This is a genomic window from Pseudomonas saudimassiliensis (genome assembly GCF_000939975.1).
GTDB lineage: Bacteria > Pseudomonadota > Gammaproteobacteria > Pseudomonadales > Pseudomonadaceae > Halopseudomonas > Halopseudomonas saudimassiliensis.
In genome coordinates this window covers 1,879,561-1,896,081 of the sequence record NZ_LK391969.1, presented here as the reverse complement: position 1 = coordinate 1,896,081, position 16,521 = coordinate 1,879,561, and the positions used below count along the sequence as shown (strand labels likewise).

At 65.7% G+C, this 16,521-nt stretch carries 16 protein-coding genes; 13 read left to right on the top strand and 3 right to left on the bottom strand.

Going from position 1 to position 16,521, the window contains the following annotated elements:
* Nucleotides 1-5 precede the first annotated feature (5 nt).
* The gene (locus VG99_RS08775; protein WP_052508751.1) at nucleotides 6-2,114 is read right to left on the bottom strand and encodes a putative bifunctional diguanylate cyclase/phosphodiesterase; all 2,109 of its coding nucleotides are present in this window, start codon (nucleotides 2,112-2,114) and stop codon (nucleotides 6-8) included.
* Between the two features lie 172 nt (nucleotides 2,115-2,286).
* Nucleotides 2,287-3,297 (bottom strand): zinc-binding alcohol dehydrogenase family protein, encoded by a 1,011-nt coding sequence (locus VG99_RS08770; protein ID WP_044499416.1) that lies wholly within the window; start codon nucleotides 3,295-3,297, stop codon nucleotides 2,287-2,289.
* Nucleotides 3,298-3,522: 225 nt separating this feature from the next.
* Between VG99_RS08770 and VG99_RS08765 the strand changes: the two genes are divergently transcribed.
* The 9 genes from VG99_RS08765 to VG99_RS08725 are packed head-to-tail and all read left to right on the top strand — an operon-like array spanning nucleotide 3,523 to nucleotide 10,464.
* Complete coding sequence (locus VG99_RS08765; protein ID WP_420848293.1) at nucleotides 3,523-3,831, top strand: c-type cytochrome; 309 nt, start codon at nucleotides 3,523-3,525, stop codon at nucleotides 3,829-3,831.
* Nucleotides 3,828-5,018, top strand: coding sequence for a cytochrome D1 domain-containing protein (locus VG99_RS08760; RefSeq protein ID WP_044499412.1), 1,191 nt, complete (start codon nucleotides 3,828-3,830; stop codon nucleotides 5,016-5,018). The genes VG99_RS08765 and VG99_RS08760 overlap by 4 nt, the downstream gene beginning before the upstream one ends.
* 28 nt (nucleotides 5,019-5,046) lie before the next feature.
* The gene (locus VG99_RS08755) at nucleotides 5,047-5,505 is read left to right on the top strand and encodes an Lrp/AsnC family transcriptional regulator (RefSeq protein WP_044499411.1); all 459 of its coding nucleotides are present in this window, start codon (nucleotides 5,047-5,049) and stop codon (nucleotides 5,503-5,505) included.
* On the top strand, nucleotides 5,502-6,014 hold the full coding sequence (gene ahbB, locus VG99_RS08750) for a siroheme decarboxylase subunit beta (RefSeq protein WP_044499409.1): 513 nt from the start codon (nucleotides 5,502-5,504) through the stop codon (nucleotides 6,012-6,014). The genes VG99_RS08755 and ahbB (VG99_RS08750) overlap by 4 nt, the downstream gene beginning before the upstream one ends.
* Nucleotides 6,007-6,450 carry an Lrp/AsnC family transcriptional regulator gene (locus tag VG99_RS08745; protein WP_044499408.1) on the top strand — a complete coding sequence of 148 codons (444 nt, stop codon included), beginning with the start codon at nucleotides 6,007-6,009 and terminating at the stop codon, nucleotides 6,448-6,450. The genes ahbB (VG99_RS08750) and VG99_RS08745 overlap by 8 nt, the downstream gene beginning before the upstream one ends.
* Nucleotides 6,425-6,964 (top strand): siroheme decarboxylase subunit beta, encoded by a 540-nt coding sequence (gene ahbB / locus VG99_RS08740; protein WP_044499407.1) that lies wholly within the window; start codon nucleotides 6,425-6,427, stop codon nucleotides 6,962-6,964. The genes VG99_RS08745 and ahbB (VG99_RS08740) overlap by 26 nt, the downstream gene beginning before the upstream one ends.
* Complete coding sequence (nirJ, locus tag VG99_RS08735; protein WP_044499406.1) at nucleotides 6,952-8,145, top strand: heme d1 biosynthesis radical SAM protein NirJ; 1,194 nt, start codon at nucleotides 6,952-6,954, stop codon at nucleotides 8,143-8,145. Before ahbB (VG99_RS08740) ends, nirJ begins: the two co-directional genes overlap by 13 nt.
* Complete coding sequence (gene cobA, locus VG99_RS08730) at nucleotides 8,138-8,980, top strand: uroporphyrinogen-III C-methyltransferase (RefSeq protein WP_044499405.1); 843 nt, start codon at nucleotides 8,138-8,140, stop codon at nucleotides 8,978-8,980. The genes nirJ and cobA overlap by 8 nt, the downstream gene beginning before the upstream one ends.
* A complete protein-coding gene (locus VG99_RS08725; protein WP_044499404.1) occupies nucleotides 8,971-10,464 on the top strand; it encodes a nitrite reductase in 1,494 nt (497 codons plus the stop codon). The genes cobA and VG99_RS08725 overlap by 10 nt, the downstream gene beginning before the upstream one ends.
* A 105-nt stretch (nucleotides 10,465-10,569) precedes the next feature.
* Here the strand turns inward: VG99_RS08725 and VG99_RS08720 are convergent, their stop codons facing one another.
* Nucleotides 10,570-11,451: an alpha/beta fold hydrolase gene (locus VG99_RS08720; RefSeq protein WP_044499403.1), complete on the bottom strand. Its 882-nt coding sequence runs from the start codon at nucleotides 11,449-11,451 to the stop codon at nucleotides 10,570-10,572.
* A 162-nt stretch (nucleotides 11,452-11,613) separates the two neighbouring features.
* On the opposite strand from VG99_RS08720, the gene VG99_RS15515 reads away from it, so the two are divergent.
* The 4 genes from VG99_RS15515 to VG99_RS08700 all read left to right on the top strand — a co-directional run bounded on the left by VG99_RS15515 (nucleotide 11,614) and on the right by VG99_RS08700 (nucleotide 16,430).
* A complete protein-coding gene (locus tag VG99_RS15515; RefSeq protein ID WP_052508750.1) occupies nucleotides 11,614-12,159 on the top strand; it encodes a DUF2780 domain-containing protein in 546 nt (181 codons plus the stop codon).
* Between the two features lie 193 nt (nucleotides 12,160-12,352).
* Nucleotides 12,353-13,957: a response regulator gene (locus VG99_RS08710; protein WP_044499402.1), complete on the top strand. Its 1,605-nt coding sequence runs from the start codon at nucleotides 12,353-12,355 to the stop codon at nucleotides 13,955-13,957.
* Nucleotides 13,954-14,652, top strand: coding sequence for a sensor histidine kinase (locus tag VG99_RS08705; RefSeq protein ID WP_044499401.1), 699 nt, complete (start codon nucleotides 13,954-13,956; stop codon nucleotides 14,650-14,652). The genes VG99_RS08710 and VG99_RS08705 overlap by 4 nt, the downstream gene beginning before the upstream one ends.
* 119 nt (nucleotides 14,653-14,771) lie before the next feature.
* Entirely contained in the window at nucleotides 14,772-16,430 is a 1,659-nt protein-coding gene (locus tag VG99_RS08700; protein WP_044499400.1) for a long-chain-fatty-acid--CoA ligase, read from the top strand.
* Nucleotides 16,431-16,521: the final 91 nt, after the last annotated feature.

Here is a 16,521-nt window from a genome sequence, read left to right as displayed (position 1 = left end):
ACCGCTCAGAGTGGCAATGGTTGCGGGCGGTGCAGGGCAAAACCCTGCCCGTAATCGGCGCCGGCATCCCGCAATACCGGCACCAGATCCGACCACTCCACCGACTCGGCAATGGTCCGGATATTGAACGCCCGGGCCACCTGGATCACCGACTCGACAATCACCCCGCCCGCCGGCGGGTTGCGAATCCCCTTGATGAATTCGCCATCGATCTTCAGGTACTGCACCGGCAGGTGCTGCAGGTAGGCGAAGGACGACATGCCGCTGCCGAAATCATCCAGCGCCACCTGGAACCCACGCCCGACCAGCTCGCCCAATAGCCCGGCGGTGGTCGTGAGACTGCTGATCGCCGCCGTCTCGGTCACTTCAAAGCAGACATTGCCCGGCTCGACATCGGGAAACCGGGCCAGCGTCGACAACACGTATTCCACGAACCCCCGGCTACCCAGGGTCAACCCGGACACATTGATGAAATAGCGGGTACGTTGGCGCTGGGCCGGGTGCAGCTGCTGGAGCGTGGAAAACGCCTTGTGGATGATGTGCCGGTCCAGCTCGCCAATCAGCCCGTAACGCTCCGCGGCGGGGATGAATGCCCCTGGCGGAATGAGCTCGCCATCGACTCCCCGCAGCCGGGCCAGCACCTCGCAGCAGATCATGCCCTCCTCCCGCGCCGCGCCGCTGAGGTTGTCGAAGCGCTGCCCGAACAGGACGACCCGATCCTCGCGCATGGCCTCGCGCAGGCGGTCGGTCCAGTCCATGTCCTGCTGACGGCGGCGCACTTCCTCATCACTGGGCTGGCCGACCACGACCTGGTTACGGCCCTTCTCCTTGGCCAGGAAACAGGCCGCATCGGCCAGGCCCAGCCCGTCGCTGAAGGTCACGGCGGCCTCGCTGCCGAAGCAGGCCACACCGGCGCTGCAGGTCACGGTGTAACGCCGGCCCTGCCAGGGAAAGGGCAACTGCCGGATGGCATCACACACCTGCTGAGCCCGCCGTCGGGCGCCGTCGAGCCCGCAATTGCGCAGCACCATGGCGAACTCATCACCGCCCAGCCGGGCCAGGGTGTCATCTTCCTCCGCGTGCTGGCGCAGCAGTTGCGCTACCTCGGTCAGCAGCTTGTCCCCGGCCCGATGACCGCACCGATCGTTGATGATCTTGAAGTGATCCAGATCCAGATAGACCAGGGCGTGGGAGCCCCCCGCCTGTTCCAGCTCGGCCATCTGCCGGGCAACTTCCCGACGATTGCGCAATCCGGTCAGGGCATCGTGGGCGGCCTGGAAGGTCACCTCCTGGGACAGCCGGTGGGCCTCGGTGACGTCATGGCCAAGCACGAAGATACCGGACGGCTTGCCGCTGGCATCGTTGATCGGCTGGTAGGTCAGGTCGATGAAGCGCTCTTCCAGCGGTCCATCCGCCACCCGCTGCAGTTCGATAGGCACGGCGCGGCCGATGAAGGGCTCGCCGGTCCGGTAGACGCGATCGAGCTTGTCCAGAAAACCCTGCTCGATCACCTCCGGCAGCACATCCGCCAGCACCTGGCCGATGATGTGCCGGTGCCCGATCAGCTGGTAATAGGCATCGTTGGCCAATTCGAAGACGTGATCTGGCCCGCGCAGGATGCAGATAAAGCCGGGGGCCTGCTGGAATAATTGGTCGAAGCGTTCCCGCTCGGCCTCGAGTGCCGTGAGCAGATCCAGCAGCAAGGCGCCCGTAGGCTGGCTGAGTTCCTGCTGGGCACCGGGTTCGATCTGTACCAGTGCGGACAGGTTCAGGGGCTGGCAGAGAATCGCACCCACCTCCCCCTCTTCCATCAGCGGCGTGTTATGAAACGACCAGTATTCGCAGTCACTCCGGGCAGCCGCGGGCATCGGATATTCGAGCAGCGGAATCTGATGCGCCACCCTGGCATCGAGGACGTGCTGCAAGGACTGTTGCAAGATCCGCCGCGAATCCTCCGAGCCTGGGAAAAGATGGAACAGGGTCTGGCCGAGCATCGCCTGCTGCGGCAACGCCAACATCCGCTCGAAGGCGTTATTGCAGGCAAGAACCTGCAGGCCACGGCTGAGTAGCACAGCCGGTGCAGGTGATCGTTCGAAGACCTGTTGGTAATCCATGGTGCCCCCCGATGAACACGGGCTGGCTCCCGGTCATTTTTCTGGCGCTGGAAAAATGGCGGAATACTACCACAGGCTCCCAAGCCGGGAAGCGCACCCGTCGGTCCGGTAAACTATCGTCAGTGTAGATAGCGATATGCCATCCAGCCAACCCGGGACGGGTGACGAGCCCTCAGAAACCTTCCAGTACGATCTTGCCGATGGTGTGGCCACCTTCGATCAACTGGTGGGCCTGGCGCAGATTGGCCGCATTGATCAGCCCCAGGTGCTGTTTATCCAGCGGCTGCAGCTGCCCCTGATCGAGCAGGTCGGCGATGCGGTTGAGAATCTCATGTTGGCGCTGCATGTCCGCCGTCTGGAACATCGACCGGGTAAACATCGACTCCCAATGGATGGAAATACTCTTGGCCTTGAACAGCCGCAGATCCACGGGCTCGGGGTCATCGATGATGCCGAGCCGGCCCTGCGGCGCCATGATCTCGGCCAGCGCAGCCCAGGCCTCGGCAGTGGTGTGGGTGGAAAAGGCGAAGTCGACCAGACCAATGCCCAGCTCGAGAATCTGGGCCACCAGCGGTTTGCTGTGGTCGATGACGTGGTGCGCTCCCATGTCCCGCACCCACTGGGCGCTTTCGGCACGGGAAGCGGTGGCGATGACCTGGGCGCCGGCCTGACGCGCCAGCTGGATGGCCGCCGACGGCACCCCACCCGCACCGCCAAGTACCAGTAGCGTCGGCGCCCGCTCGGTTGACTGTTGCGGCATGCCGAGGCGGTCGAACAGCATCTCGAAGGCCGTCAGCATGACCAGCGGCACCGAGGCGGCGGCCGCCGGCGCCAGGCTGCGCGGCCGGTGTCCGACGATACGCTCGTCCACCAACTGCCATTCGGCATTGGAGCCCTGGCGCTGCAGCTCGCCGGCATAGAACACCGGATCGCCGGGCTGGAACAGGCTGACCTGCGGGCCGACCGCCTCGACCACACCGGCGGCATCATAGCCCAGCACCCGCGGCTCGGCCGGCGACGCGCTGAAGACCTGGCGGCTCTTGATGTCCCGCGGGTTGACCGAGACCGCCTGCACGCGCACCAGCAGATCGCGGCCGGTCGGCTCGGGCTTGGGTAACGTCAGATCAATCAAGGCCTGTTCGTTATCGATCGGCAACTGCTCGGTATAACCTACCGCTTTCATGGCACATCTCCCTTGGTGACTGTCAGCACAGGATAGCCAGCTGCAGGCTCCCGGACCAGCCGCCACATCCGCCGGCCGGCCGTGACCGTCCGGGGGCAATATGTCGCAGCGCGACCTGACCGCGGTCAAATTATCCCTTGCAGCACCGCCACATAATGCGATCACGGACCAGATCCAAGGCTGATGGGGAAATTGATGGCTGTATCGGTGCGTTGTTCTCGCCTCCTGCTGCTGATCGCTACGCTGCTGGTGGCCACCGCTGCCGGCGCGGGGTCGCCAACAGCCGAGCGCCAGCAGCAACTGGCCAACCTGCTGCTGCAGGACTGCGGCTCCTGCCACGGTCTGCGCATGACCGGTGGCCTGGGCCCGGCCCTGACCCGCGCGGCACTGGCCGGCAAACCCCGTGACAGCCTCATCGCCACCGTCACCCACGGCCGCCCCGGTACCGCCATGCCCGGCTGGAAGGCCCTGCTGGATGAGCAGGACATCGCCTGGCTGGTCGACCGGCTGCTTGAAGGATACCCCCAGCCATGAAACAACTGCTCCTGCCCGCACTGGCCGCCGTTGCGCTGCTCGGCGGCTGCGCCAACTCCGCCACGCCCTTGCCCCTGCGAGGCACCGGGGACTTGGGAGTGGTGGTGGAACGCGCCACCGGCACCCTGCAACTGGTCGAAAGCAGCACCCGCACCCACCTGGCACGCATTGACGGGCTGGGCGATCTGTCCCACGCCTCGGTGGTGTTCTCCCGGGACCAGCGCTACGCCTATGTATTCGGTCGGGACGGCGGTTTGACCAAGGTCGACTTGCTGCTGCAACAGATCGACAAGCGCATCATCCAGGGCGGCAACAGCATCGGCGGCGCCATCAGCAGCGATGGCAGCCTGATCGCCGTGGGCAACTACGAGCCGGGCGGCGTCAAGGTATTCGACGCCGTCACCCTGGAGCTGGTGGCCGATATTCCGGCCACGCCGATGGCCGACGGCAGTCGCAACGCCCGGGTGGTGGGGGTGACCGATGTGCCCGGCAACCGCTTCATCTACAGCCTGTTCGACACCGGCGAAACCTGGCTGCTGGATTTCAGCCAGGGCCATGAGCCGCTTGTCACCCGCTTCGAGAACATCGGCAACCAGCCCTACGATGCCCTGCTGACCCCGGAGGGCCGTTATTACATCGCCGGCCTGTTCGGCGAGGACGGCATGGCCAAGATCGATCTCTGGCACCCGGAGCGGGGTGTCGAGCGGATCCTCGACGATTACGGCCGCGGCGAACAGAAATTGCCGGTGTACAAGATGCCCCACCTGGAGGGCTGGACCCTGGCCGGCGACCAGGCCTTCGTGCCTGCGGTGGGCCGGCATCAGGTGCTGGTGATGGATAGCAGCAGCTGGCAGCAGACCGGCGCCATCGATGTCGCCGGCCAGCCGATCTTCGTCATGGCCCGCCCGGATGCCCGGCAGATCTGGGTCAACTTCGCCCACCCGGACAACCATCAGGTGCAGGTAATCGACAGCGAAACCCACCAGATCATCGCCACCCTGGAACCCGGGCCGGCGGTCCTGCACATGGAGTTCACCTCCCGCGGCGACCAGCTCTGGCTGTCGGTACGCGACGGCGGCGAAGTCCAGGTCTGGGACCCATACACGCTGACCAGGATGGCCAGCCTGCCGGCGGACAGCCCCAGCGGCATCTTCTTCAGCAGCCGTGCCCATATCACCGGATTGTAGCCAAGCCGTTTCAATACAAGGACTTACCATGCAACTGGATGAGCTTAGCCACCGCCTGATCGAAGGCTACCAGCATCACCTGCCGATCTGCGCCGAGCCCTGGCAGGCCATGGCCGAGGAACTGGGCTGCAGCGAGGCCGAGGTGCTCGACCGCCTGGGCTGGCTGGACCGGGCGGGGGTACTGTCCCGCGTTGGCCCGGTGTTCGAACACAGCCGCGCCGGTGCCAGCACCCTGGTCGCCCTGGCGGTGCCGCCCGAACGCCTGGAACAGGTCGCCGAACAGGTCAACCGCTACCCCGAGGTCAACCACAACTACCTGCGTGAACACGACTACAACCTCTGGTTCGTCCTCACCGGGCCGGATCGCCAGACCCTGGAGCGCTGCCTGGAGGACATCGAGCAGGCCACGGGCCTGACGCCACTGGACCTGCCCATGCGCCGCGCCTATCGCATCGACCTGGGCTTTTCCCTGGAGGGCGCCTTGTGAGCAGCCTGGACAATCACCAGCGCACCCTCCTGCGACGCCTGCTGGAGCAAGGCCTGCCGCTGACCGCACGACCCTGGCAGGCGCTGGCCGAGCAGATCGGCGCCAGCGAACAGGCGGTGCTTGAGCAGGCCCACCAATGGAACACCGAGGGCCTGTTTCGCCGCTTCGGGCTGGTCGTCCACCACCGCACCTTGGGCTTTCGGGCCAATGCCATGCTGGTGCTGGATATTCCCGATCAGCAGGTCGATGCGGTCGGCCAGCAGTTGGGCTGCGCCCCGGGCGTGACCCTCTGCTACCAGCGCCCGCGCCGGCTGCCGCATTGGCCATTCAATCTGTTCTGCATGGTCCATGGCCGGGAGCGGGCTGCGGTGCAGACCCATATCACCGCACTGCTGGCCGAGCACGGGCTGACGCACACATCCCATCGGGTATTGTTCAGCACCCGCGCCTTCAAGCAGCGCGGCGGGCGCTTTACCCCGGCGAGCACCCCGGAGGTGCTGCATGGATGACCTGGACCGGCGCCTGATCAACCGCCTGCAACGGGGTTTGCCCCTGGTGCCGCAGCCCTGGGAAGCTTTGGCCGATGAGTTGGGCAGTCCACCCGAGCAGCTGCGCGTGCGAGTCCAGGCATTGCTGGATGACGGCACCCTGACCCGCTTTGGCCCCATGTTCGATATCGAGCGTGTCGGCGGCGCCTTCACCCTCGCCGCCCTGGCAGTGCCCGAGCCACGTTTCGACGCCGTCGCCGAGCAGCTGAACGCCCTGCCGGAAGTGGCCCACAATTACCGCCGGGAACATGCCTGGAACATGTGGTTCGTGCTGGCCTGCGATACCCCGCAGGCAGTCACCGCCACCCTCCGGCACATCGAGTCCCTGACCGGACTGCCAGTGCTCAACCTGCCCAAGGAGGAGACCTACCATGTCGGCCTGCACCTGCCCGTCTGACCCGGAGCTGACCAGCCGGCTGATCGCCCTCACCCAGGCCGGCCTGCCGCTGGTGGCCGACCCCTGGGCCTGGCTGGCCGAGCGCCTGGGCCTGAGCAGCGAACAGACCCTGGCGCTGCTGCAACGGCTGCAGGCTGCCGGCACCATCCGCCGCATCGCCGCCGTGCCCAACCATTACCGCCTCGGCTACCGCCATAACGGCATGACCGTCTGGGATGTGGACGATGACCGCATGGCCGAGTTGGGCCCGCTGATCGGTGCCCAGCCCTTTGTCAGCCACTGCTACCGCCGGCCCCGCCGGGACGGCTGGCGCTACAACCTGTTCGCCATGGTCCATGGCCGCAGCGCCGAAGACATCCACGCCGATCGCGAACGCATCCGCCAGCTGCTCGGCAGCGCCTGCCGCGCCGACGACATGCTGGTCAGCAGTCGCATCCTGAAGAAGACCGGCCTGCGCCTGGCCCGCACCAGCCGCCCCGCCACGCCTCTGGAGAGAACGCCATGCTTAGAATAAGCCACTACCTGCGCGCCCTGCACAACCCCGAGCTGCGGGTCCTGGGCGCCCGCGGCGCCCCCGGGGTCCGCCCCCCGGTGGTGATCTGGAACCTGCTGCGGCGCTGCAACCTCACCTGCAAGCATTGCTACGCCACCTCCGCCGACAGCGAATTTCGCGACGAACTCGATACCACCGAAGCCCTGCGGGTCATCGACGATCTGCATGCTGCCGGTGTGCGCGTCCTGATCCTGTCCGGCGGCGAGCCGCTGCTGCGCGAGGACATCTTCCAGCTCTCGGACTACGCCAGGGACAGGGGCTTTTTCGTCGCCCTGTCGACCAACGGCACCCTGATCACCCAGGCCAATATCGAGCAGGTGGCCGCCGCCCGCTATGACTACGTGGGCATCAGCATCGACGGGCTGGAGGCCGTGCATGACGAGTGGCGCCAGCTCAAGGGCAGCTTTGCCGCCTCCATGCAGGCCATCGACCTGTGCCGCGCCCGGGGCATACGGGTCGGGCTGCGCACCACCCTGACCCAGTACAACTACCCGCAGCTGCCGGCGCTGTTGGCGCTGATGCGGGACCATGACGTGCAGAAGTTCTATCTCTCGCACCTGAACTACAGCGGTCGCGGCAAACGCAGCCGCAAGGCCGACGCCCATCACCAGATGACCCGCGATGTGCTGGAACAGCTGTTCGAGCAGGCCTGGGCGGATGTGCAGCAGGGGCGTGATACCGACTTCGTCACTGGCAACAACGACGCCGACGCCATCCTGCTGCTGCAGTGGGCGCAGCGGCGTATCCCTCAGCATGCCGCCCGGCTGGAGCAGATGTTGCGGGCCTGGGGTGGCAACGCCTCCGGCAGCGGCATCGCCAACATCGACAACATCGGCAACGTGCATCCGGATACCTACTGGTGGCAACACACCGTCGGCAATATCCGCCAGCGCAGCTTCCGGGACATCTGGCTGGATAACCCCGACCCATTGCTCGCCCAGCTGCGCCAGCATCCCCGGGCGGTAGGCGGCCGCTGTGGCGAATGCCAGTGGCTGGCGATCTGCAACGGCAACACCCGCACCCGGGCCTGGGCCACCGGCGATCTCTGGGGCGAGGACCCCGGTTGCTACCTGAGCGACAGCGAAATCGGCCTGGCGCACAGTCCCCTCATCCCCTGCCAAGTGGTGTATGAACATGCATGACATCGACTGCTTCCCCGCCGCCCTGCGGGCCAGCTTCACACCTGGCGAAGTGGCCCTGGTCGGCGCCGGCCCCGGCGACCCCGGCCTGCTCACCCTGCGCGCCTGGAGCCTGTTGCAGCAGGCCGACGTGGTGGTCTATGACCGCCTGGTCAGCCCGGCCCTGCTCGCCCTGTTGCCGGCCGGCTGCGATCGCCGCTTCGTCGGCAAGACCAGTGGGTTCCACAGCCTGCCCCAGGAGCAGATCAACCAGCTACTGGTGGACCTGGCACTGCAGAACCAGCGGGTGGTGCGGCTCAAGGGTGGCGATCCCTTCATCTTCGGCCGCGGCGCCGAGGAGCTCGAATTCCTGTTGGCCCAGGGGATTGATTGCCAGGTGGTGCCGGGCATCACCGCAGCCTCCGGCTGCAGTACCTATGCCGGCATCCCGCTGACCCACCGCGACCTGGCCCAATCCTGCCAGTTCATCACCGGCCACCTGCAGCAGGACGGCGCCCTGACCCTGCCCTGGCAGAGCCTGGCCAGCGGTGGCCAGACCCTGGTGTTCTACATGGGGCTGGCCAGCCTCGGCGAGATTTCCCGCCAGTTGATCGCCGCCGGCCTGCCCGCCGACACCCCCGCCGCGCTGATCGGCAACGGCACCCGGGATGACCAGCAGGTGGTACGCGGAAACTTGCAGCAACTGGAGCGGCTGGCCCGTGACCATCAGTTGAGCGCACCGACCCTGACCGTCATCGGCCGGGTGGTGGGGCTGTTCGCCGGGCAAGCACTGAGTTACCCGGCGCGGCTTAGCCCGGCGCCAGTCGCCAGCGCACGGGAGGCCCGGGTATGCGGCTGATATCCACATTGCTATTGGGCGCGGTATTGCCGCTGGCGGCGCTGGCCGACGCCTCCAGTGTTACCGACGTTGCCACCCTGTATCAGACCCAGTGCCAGAGTTGCCACGGCCTCGACCGCCTCGGCGGTACCGGACCGGCGTTGCTGCCGGAGAGCCTGGGCCGGATCAAGCCCGAGGAAGTGCGCAAGGTGATCCAACATGGCCGCCCGGCCAGCCAGATGGCCGCCTACGGCCAGGTGCTGGACGCCGGGCAGATCGACGCCCTGGTCAGCTACCTGTACACCGCTGCAGAAGTACCGCCCACCTGGACCGCAGCCGATATCCGCGCCAGCCACCGCCAGCTGGCCGACCTCACCCAGCTGCCGGATAGCCCCCAGCACGGCGCCGATCCGCTCAACCTGTTCGTCGTGGTCGAGGCCGGCAATCACCATGTGCGTATCCTTGATGGCGACACTTTCGAGGAGCTGGCGCGCTTCCAGTCCCACTTCGCCCTGCACGGCGGGCCCAAGTTCTCGCCGGATGGCCGTTTCGTCTACTTCGCCTCCCGGGATGGCTGGATCAGCAAGTACGACCTGCATAACCTGACCATGGTCGCCGAGGTGCGCGCGGGCCTGAACACCCGGAACCTGGCGGTCAGCAATGATGGTCGCTGGGTGCTGGTCGGCAACTACCTGCCAGGCAACCTGGTGGTGCTGGATGCCCGTGACCTGACCCTGGTCAAACCCATTGCCGCAACCGGCAGCGACGGTACGCCATCGCGGGTCAGCGCCGTCTATACCGCGCCCCAGCGGGACAGCTTCGTGGTCGCGCTGAAGGATGTGCAGGAGGTCTGGGAGCTGTCCTACGCCGGCACGCCGGACTTCACGCCCCGGCGGATCATCGCCGCGGATTACCTGGACGACTTCTCCTTCACCCCCGACTACCGCTACCTGCTGGCCACCTCACGCAAGGCCAAGGGCGGCCAGGTGATCGACCTGGATACCGGCAAGACGCTGACCGATATCCCCCTGCCCGGCATGCCGCACCTCGGGTCGGGCATCTACTGGCAGCGCGACGGCAAATGGGTATTCGCCACGCCCAACATCAGCCAGGGGCTGATCTCGGTGCTGGATCTGGACACCTGGAAGCTGATCAAGGAGATCCCCACCGAAGGCCCCGGCTTCTTCATGCGCAGCCACGAGCACTCACCCTACGCCTGGACCGATGTGTTCTTCGGCCCGAACAACGATGCCATCCACCTGATCGACAAGCAGACCCTGGAAGTGGCCCATACCCTGCGCCCGGTGCCTGGCAAGAATGCCGCCCATGTCGAATTCACCCGCGATGGCCGCTACCTGCTGCTGAGTATCTGGGACGAAGACGGCGCGCTGCTGGTACTCGACAGCGAGACCCTTGAGGAGGTCAAACGCATCCCGATGAACAAGCCCTCGGGCAAGTACAACGTGGGCAACAAGATCGGGTTCGTGGAGGGCACCTCGCACTGAACGTCAACACCCAGGCCCGCGCCGGAACGACGCGCCCGGCCGGCGAGCGCGTGTTTTCCTGGGGTGTTCGAGCACCAGCTCGTACATCGGGGCGCATTGCCCCGGCTACGCCAGAAACCTGCGCAGGTGCGCCATGAACATCTCCGGCTGATGGTGATGCAGGTTATGGCCGGCCTGCTCCACGGTAACCACCTCGGCGCGAGCGAAATGCCGCAGGCGGCCGTCCTGCTCTGGATTGGAAGCCCAGCTCCCGGCACCGTACATCAGCAGCACCGGGCATTGGATGGCCTGCCACAGGTCGCTGGGCTCCACCGATGCGACCTCCGCGGCGCCGGCACCACGGACAAGGTGGTCATACTTCCAGCGCCACTGGCCATCGGCGGTCGGCCGCATGCCGTGCTCGCAGACGTATTCGGCCAGCTCCCGGCTCAGCAGCGGATCATGTTCCAGCAACCGGGCGGCCGCCGCCGCGACGCTCGGGTAGCTGCTGGGGCCGCGCTGATCCAGGTCCCGGACCTTGTCCACCCAGTCCCGCAATTGTTCACGGCGGGGCTTTTCGTCGCGCTTGGCCCGCACCGCTGGCGAGGAGCCCAGGCCTTCAATAACGCACAGTCGCTCGACCCGCTCGGGAAACAGCGCAGCGTAATGCGTGGCAATATTGCCGCCCAGCGAATGGGCCACCAGGGTCACCGGGCGATCACCCAGGTCGACAACCAGGGCCGCGAGGTCCGGCACCATATCGGCAATGGCGTAGGCGCCGCCGCTACTCCAATCACTGTCACCATGGCCGCGCAGGTCCGGCACCACTACCTGCCAGTCCGCACTCAACTGGCGGGCCAGCTGGTCCCATACCCGCGCGTGCTCCAGGCCCCCGTGCACCAGGATCAATACCGGAGCCCCGGCATTACCCCAATCCAGGTAATGCAGGCGCAGCCCGCGCGAATGGAAGAATCGGCTCTGCGGGCCAGTCACTGCCGTCGTCTGCATTGCATGCTCTCCTTAAAAATATCGGCCCAGTATAAGCGCTGGCGCCTGACCGGTGCCGCTGCACCGGCCGCGCCCAAGATGCGGTAAACTCGCCGCCGCCTGCCGCACTGGAAGCGGCGGGTATGGCCAGTGACGGCCGTCCACATTATGAGATGAAGAAAAATGAAAAAGACCTGCTGCGTTACCCTGGCCCTGGCGCTCAGCCTGGTGGCGGGAACAACCCAAGCCTTCAGCCTTGGCGATGCCGCCAAACTGACCACGGCCATCGCTGCCCCTGACTCGGCCGCTGCCCGCTCGGCCGAGCTGGTTACCCGGCTGACCGACCTGAACGTCGACTCCCGGCAGGCCGTCGGTGGCGCCACCGCCCTGCTGGACCTGGCCAAGACCAAGCTGGCCGCCGCCGATTACGCCCAGTTGTTGCAATCGGTGCCTGCCTTGCGGGGCATGACCGACAGTGGTCTGGCTGGCCAGGTTGGCGCTGTGAGCGGTTTGCTGGGCAAATCCAATCCGCTGGCCAAGCAGCCGGTGGAGCCGGGTATCCAGAGCATGACTGAGGTGGCCGAGCGCTTCGCGGGGCTGGGCATGGCCCCCGCCAAGGTCAGTGAGTTCACGCCGGTATTGCTGCAGTTCATCGGCAGCCAGGGCGCCAGCCAGCCCCTGGTCGACAGCCTGACCACCATCTGGGCGACGCCGCTGGCTACGCTCTGATATCCACGCCTCTGGCGCGCCCACTGCGCGCCGGAGGCAACGGGGTACACCCATCTGGTACAAGTATCCGCTGCGTTGATCCACAGCGCATCTGCTTCGCCAGAGTGATGGCCATTTGCCTCACCACTTACCACCCCGTCCAGCTACAATGTATTGGCTGCCAACCTGCCCAAGCATTGATGCGGATAGCAATATGATCGAATACAACACCAAGCGCTTTCTCATCGTGGATGATTTCACCGATTTCCGCTCGGCGTTGACCGGTATGCTGCGGCAGATGGGGGTTGCCCATATCGATGCGGCGGTCAATGGCGAAGAGGCGCTGGCGCTGTGCCGCAAGCACAGCTACGACGTCATCCTGCATGACTACAACCTGGGCAAGGGCAAGAACGGCCAGCAGGTCCTCGAGGAGCTGCACCATGACAAGTTGCTCAGCCCGCACTGCATCTTCATCATCATTTCCGCCGAAAGCAGTCAGGCGATGGTCATCGCGGCGCTGGAATGCGAGCCCGACAGCTATCTGACCAAGCCCTTCAACCTGGCCAGCCTGCAGCAGCGGCTGGACAAGCTGATCACGCTCAAGGCGGTCCTGCGTCCGGTACTGGAGGCCGAAGCCCGGGGTGATTACCCGGCGGTGCTGGAGGCGTGCGCCAAGGTCATCGCCGCCCACCCGCGCTACGCTCCGCAGTGCCGGCGGCAGCAGGTCGCCGCCCTGGCGGCGCTGGGTCGGCGGCAGGACCAGGAGCGGCTGCTCCAATCCCTGGTCAGCGAACGACCGCTGCCCTGGGCGCTGGTGGCCCTGGCTGACCTCAGCCGCGAGACCGGCCACTGGGACAAGGCCCTGGCGCTCTATCAGGACGGTATCCGCCAGTTCCCGCTGATCCCGGCATTATACGATGGGCTGGCCGCCACCGAACTGGCCCGGGGCAATCTGGAAGAGGCGCAGGAATATCTGCAGCAAGGTCTGCGCATCTCCCCCAACTCCCTGCAGCGCCAGCAGCGCATGGGGCAGGTTGCCCAGCGCAACCAGGACCATGAGCAGGCCGCGCGGGCCTTTCGCCAAGCGGTGGACCTGGGGCGCAACTCGCTGTTTCGCAATCCCGAGAATCATCTGAATCTGGCCGCCAGTCTGACGGCCCAGGCGGGCGATGGTGCGCTGGGCCACCGGGTAGTGGCGGAAATTCGCCAGACCCTGGGCGAGCTGGACAAAACCTGGCGCGATGACCCGGCGCTGGCAATCCGCTCGCGCCTGATGCACGCCCGGACCCTGGACAAGAGCGGGCACGCCGCCGAAGCACGGCGGCTGGCCGAGCAGGTGGCCACCGAAGTCGCGCAGCTGGAGTCCTTCTTCGATAGCGACGCCGCCCTGCAGGTGGCTGCACAGTTGCGTGACCTGGGCCAGGCCGATGCCGCCGACAGCGTGCTGGCGACCAGTGTCGAGATGTACGGCGACGATCTCGCCGTCATGGCGGAGATTGCCCGGCATACCGACAATGCTGCGCTTCTCACTGCGGGCTCCCAGGCGCTGGAATGGAACCGCCAGGCCATTGCGCTCTATCAGCAGAAGCAATACGCCGAGGCGCTGCAGCTATTTCGCCAGGCACTGGCCAGCCAGCCGCGCAATATCAGTTTCGCCCTGAACACCGCCCAGACCCTGCTGCGCCTGGCCGGTGCCCGCGCCCTTCCGGAACTACGTGACGAATGCGAACGCTGCCTGCAGCAGGCGGCCGCCATGCCCATCAATGATCACCGCCGCGAGCGTTACCGCAAGCTGCGCGAGCGGCTGGAGCAGTTATGAAAGACGATAACCACGACGGCCTGGATTTTTCCACGGTGCTGGCGTCCACCGTCCATGACATGAAGAACTCCCTGGCTCTGCTGATGCAGAGCTGGACCCAATGGGTGGAACGACTGCCGCCGGAGCTGGCCGAGTCCGGCGAGCGCGGAGTGATCGAATACGAGTCCCTGCGCCTCAATGGCATGCTCATGCAGATGCTCGGGCTGTACAAACTGCAGCTCAACGCCCTGCCGCTGCGCCCGGACTGGGTGGAGGTGGACGACCTGCTGCAGGCCCAGCTGGCGCGGCACAGTGAAATCCTGCGGGCTCGCCAGATCACCGGCAGCTACAGCCTGGATGATCCCGACCTGCTGCATTTCATGGACGAGGAACTGGTCGGCTCGGTGATTGCCAACGTGATCAACAACTCCATCCGCTATACCCGCTCGGCCATTCACCTGCATGCGGCGGTGATCGAGGAGGATCAGCTGCTGATCGCCATCAGCGACGATGGCCAGGGCTACCCCACCGACATGCTCGGCCGTTACAGCACCGGGACCCGTGACGCGGATATCACCCAGGGCAGCACCGGTCTGGGATTGTATTTCGGTCAGTGCATCGCCCGGCTGCATCAACGCGACGGTCGGCACGGGTATATCGAGCTGAGCAATGGCGGGCGGCTTGGTGGTGGCGAGTTCCGCTTGTACCTGCCCTGAGCAGGTTATGCTTATGATCCATCAACACCACCGGTTTTGACGGTTTGCCCCCGGCGCCGGACATGCTTAGCTGGGCGGCAACGACAAAGACAATAAACCGTCCACGGGAGTTTCCGCGTATGTTCGACCGCCATTACGCCGCCTGGCCTGATCTGGTACCACATTTTCTCGATCTGCCGGCCACCAGCCTGTACTCCAACCTGACCGTTTCCGCGCTGCGCTATCCCACGCACCCGGCCATCATTTATTACGGCACCAGCCTGACCTATGCCGAACTCGAACGTCAGGCCGAAGCACTGGCCGGGTATCTGCAACACGCCGGCGTCAAGGCTGGTGACCGGGTGCTGCTGTATATGCAGAACAGCCCGCAGTTCGTCATCGGTTTCTACGCGATCCTGCGCGCCAACGCGGTGGTGGTACCGGTCAACCCGATGAACCGCAAGGCCGAACTCGAATACCTGATCACCGATACCGAGGCCCAAGTTGCCCTGTGCGGCCGCGAGCTGCTGGACAATATCAGCGAGCTGGTCGGCAGTGCCGGCCTGCGTGAGGTCATCGTCACCGCCTATGGCGACTACGTGCGCGAGCCCACCGACCTGGAGCTGCCCGAAGCGGTGACCCTGGCCGCTGACATGCCCGCAGCGGCAGGCCTCACTCCCTGGCAGCAGGCGCTTGATGCCGCCTATGAACCAGGCCCCTTGACCGCCGGCCCGGACGACCTGTGCGTGATCCCCTACAGCTCCGGCACCACCGGCAACCCCAAGGGCTGCGTACATACCCATCACAGCGCGATGGCCACCGTCGTCTATCCGTCGGTGTGGGGCAACAGCCAGCACAACAGTGTGCAGCTGGTATCGGTGCCGATGTTCCATGTCACGGGCATGCAGGTGTGCATGAACGCCGCCATTTACTTGGGTTCCACCCAGGTGATCATGACCCGCTGGGATCGCCGCACCGCCGCGAAACTGATCGAGCGCCACGGCATCACCTCCTGGCGCAACATCCCGACCATGGTAGTGGACCTGCTGTCCGACCCGGACATCGAGCAGTACGACATCAGCAGCCTGCAGGCCATCGGCGGCGGTGGCGCGGCCATGCCGGCGGCCATTGCGGCGAAACTGGAGAACACGCTGGGGCTGCGCTATTCGGAGGGTTACGGCCTGTCGGAAACCCTGAGCGCTACCCACATGAACCCAGCCAAGGCGCCCAAGCCGCAGTGCCTGGGTATCCCGATCATTGGGGTCGATTCCCGGGTGGTCGACGTGGAGAGCCTGCGGGAGCTGGGCGTGGGTGAGGTGGGCGAGATCGTGTTGCGGGGCGAACAGCTGTTCCAGGGCTACTGGCGCCGCCCCGAAGCGACCGCCGAGGCCTTTATCGAACTGGATGGGGAGCGCTTCTTCCGCACCGGCGATCTGGGCTATTACGACGAGGAGGGCTATTTCTTCCTGGTCGACCGGGTCAAGCGGATGATCAACGCCTCCGGCTACAAGGTCTGGCCAGCGGAAGTGGAGTCGCTGCTGTACGGGCATCCGGCGGTGCAGGAAGTCTGCGTGATTTCAGTCCCGGATGAGCGGCGCGGCGAAACGGTCAAGGCAGTGATCGTGCTGGCTGCTGGTCACCAGGACACCGGTGCCGAGGACATCCTCACCTGGTGTCAGGCAAACATGTCGGCCTACAAGTGTCCGAAGCTGGTGGACTTTGTCGACAGCCTGCCCAAGTCACCTGCCGGCAAGATCATGTGGCGGGCTTTGCAGGAGCAGGAGTGGGCGGACAGCTGATGGTCTTTCGCGCCTCTGGGAATCGAGCGCCAGCTCGAGGATATTTCCGCCGCTAGCGCTGTGGACGAGCTGGTGCTCGTCCGTCCCAGGG

Excerpts from the sequence above, each read along its gene's own strand:
- VG99_RS08720 (WP_044499403.1), bottom strand. The coding sequence starts at position 11,451 with ATGCAGACGACGGCAGTGACTGGCCCGCAGAGCCGATTCTTCCATTCG.
- VG99_RS08745 (WP_044499408.1), top strand. The coding sequence starts at position 6,007 with ATGGATGACCTGGACCGGCGCCTGATCAACCGCCTGCAACGGGGTTTG.
- VG99_RS08700 (WP_044499400.1), top strand. The coding sequence starts at position 14,772 with ATGTTCGACCGCCATTACGCCGCCTGGCCTGATCTGGTACCACATTTT.
- VG99_RS08705 (WP_044499401.1), top strand. The coding sequence starts at position 13,954 with ATGAAAGACGATAACCACGACGGCCTGGATTTTTCCACGGTGCTGGCG.
- cobA (WP_044499405.1), top strand. The coding sequence starts at position 8,138 with ATGCATGACATCGACTGCTTCCCCGCCGCCCTGCGGGCCAGCTTCACA.
- VG99_RS08725 (WP_044499404.1), top strand. The coding sequence starts at position 8,971 with ATGCGGCTGATATCCACATTGCTATTGGGCGCGGTATTGCCGCTGGCG.
- nirJ (WP_044499406.1), top strand. The coding sequence starts at position 6,952 with ATGCTTAGAATAAGCCACTACCTGCGCGCCCTGCACAACCCCGAGCTG.
- ahbB (WP_044499407.1), top strand. The coding sequence starts at position 6,425 with ATGTCGGCCTGCACCTGCCCGTCTGACCCGGAGCTGACCAGCCGGCTG.
- VG99_RS08755 (WP_044499411.1), top strand. The coding sequence starts at position 5,047 with ATGCAACTGGATGAGCTTAGCCACCGCCTGATCGAAGGCTACCAGCAT.
- VG99_RS08710 (WP_044499402.1), top strand. The coding sequence starts at position 12,353 with ATGATCGAATACAACACCAAGCGCTTTCTCATCGTGGATGATTTCACC.
- VG99_RS15515 (WP_052508750.1), top strand. The coding sequence starts at position 11,614 with ATGAAAAAGACCTGCTGCGTTACCCTGGCCCTGGCGCTCAGCCTGGTG.
- VG99_RS08775 (WP_052508751.1), bottom strand. The coding sequence starts at position 2,114 with ATGGATTACCAACAGGTCTTCGAACGATCACCTGCACCGGCTGTGCTA.
- VG99_RS08760 (WP_044499412.1), top strand. The coding sequence starts at position 3,828 with ATGAAACAACTGCTCCTGCCCGCACTGGCCGCCGTTGCGCTGCTCGGC.
- VG99_RS08770 (WP_044499416.1), bottom strand. The coding sequence starts at position 3,297 with ATGAAAGCGGTAGGTTATACCGAGCAGTTGCCGATCGATAACGAACAG.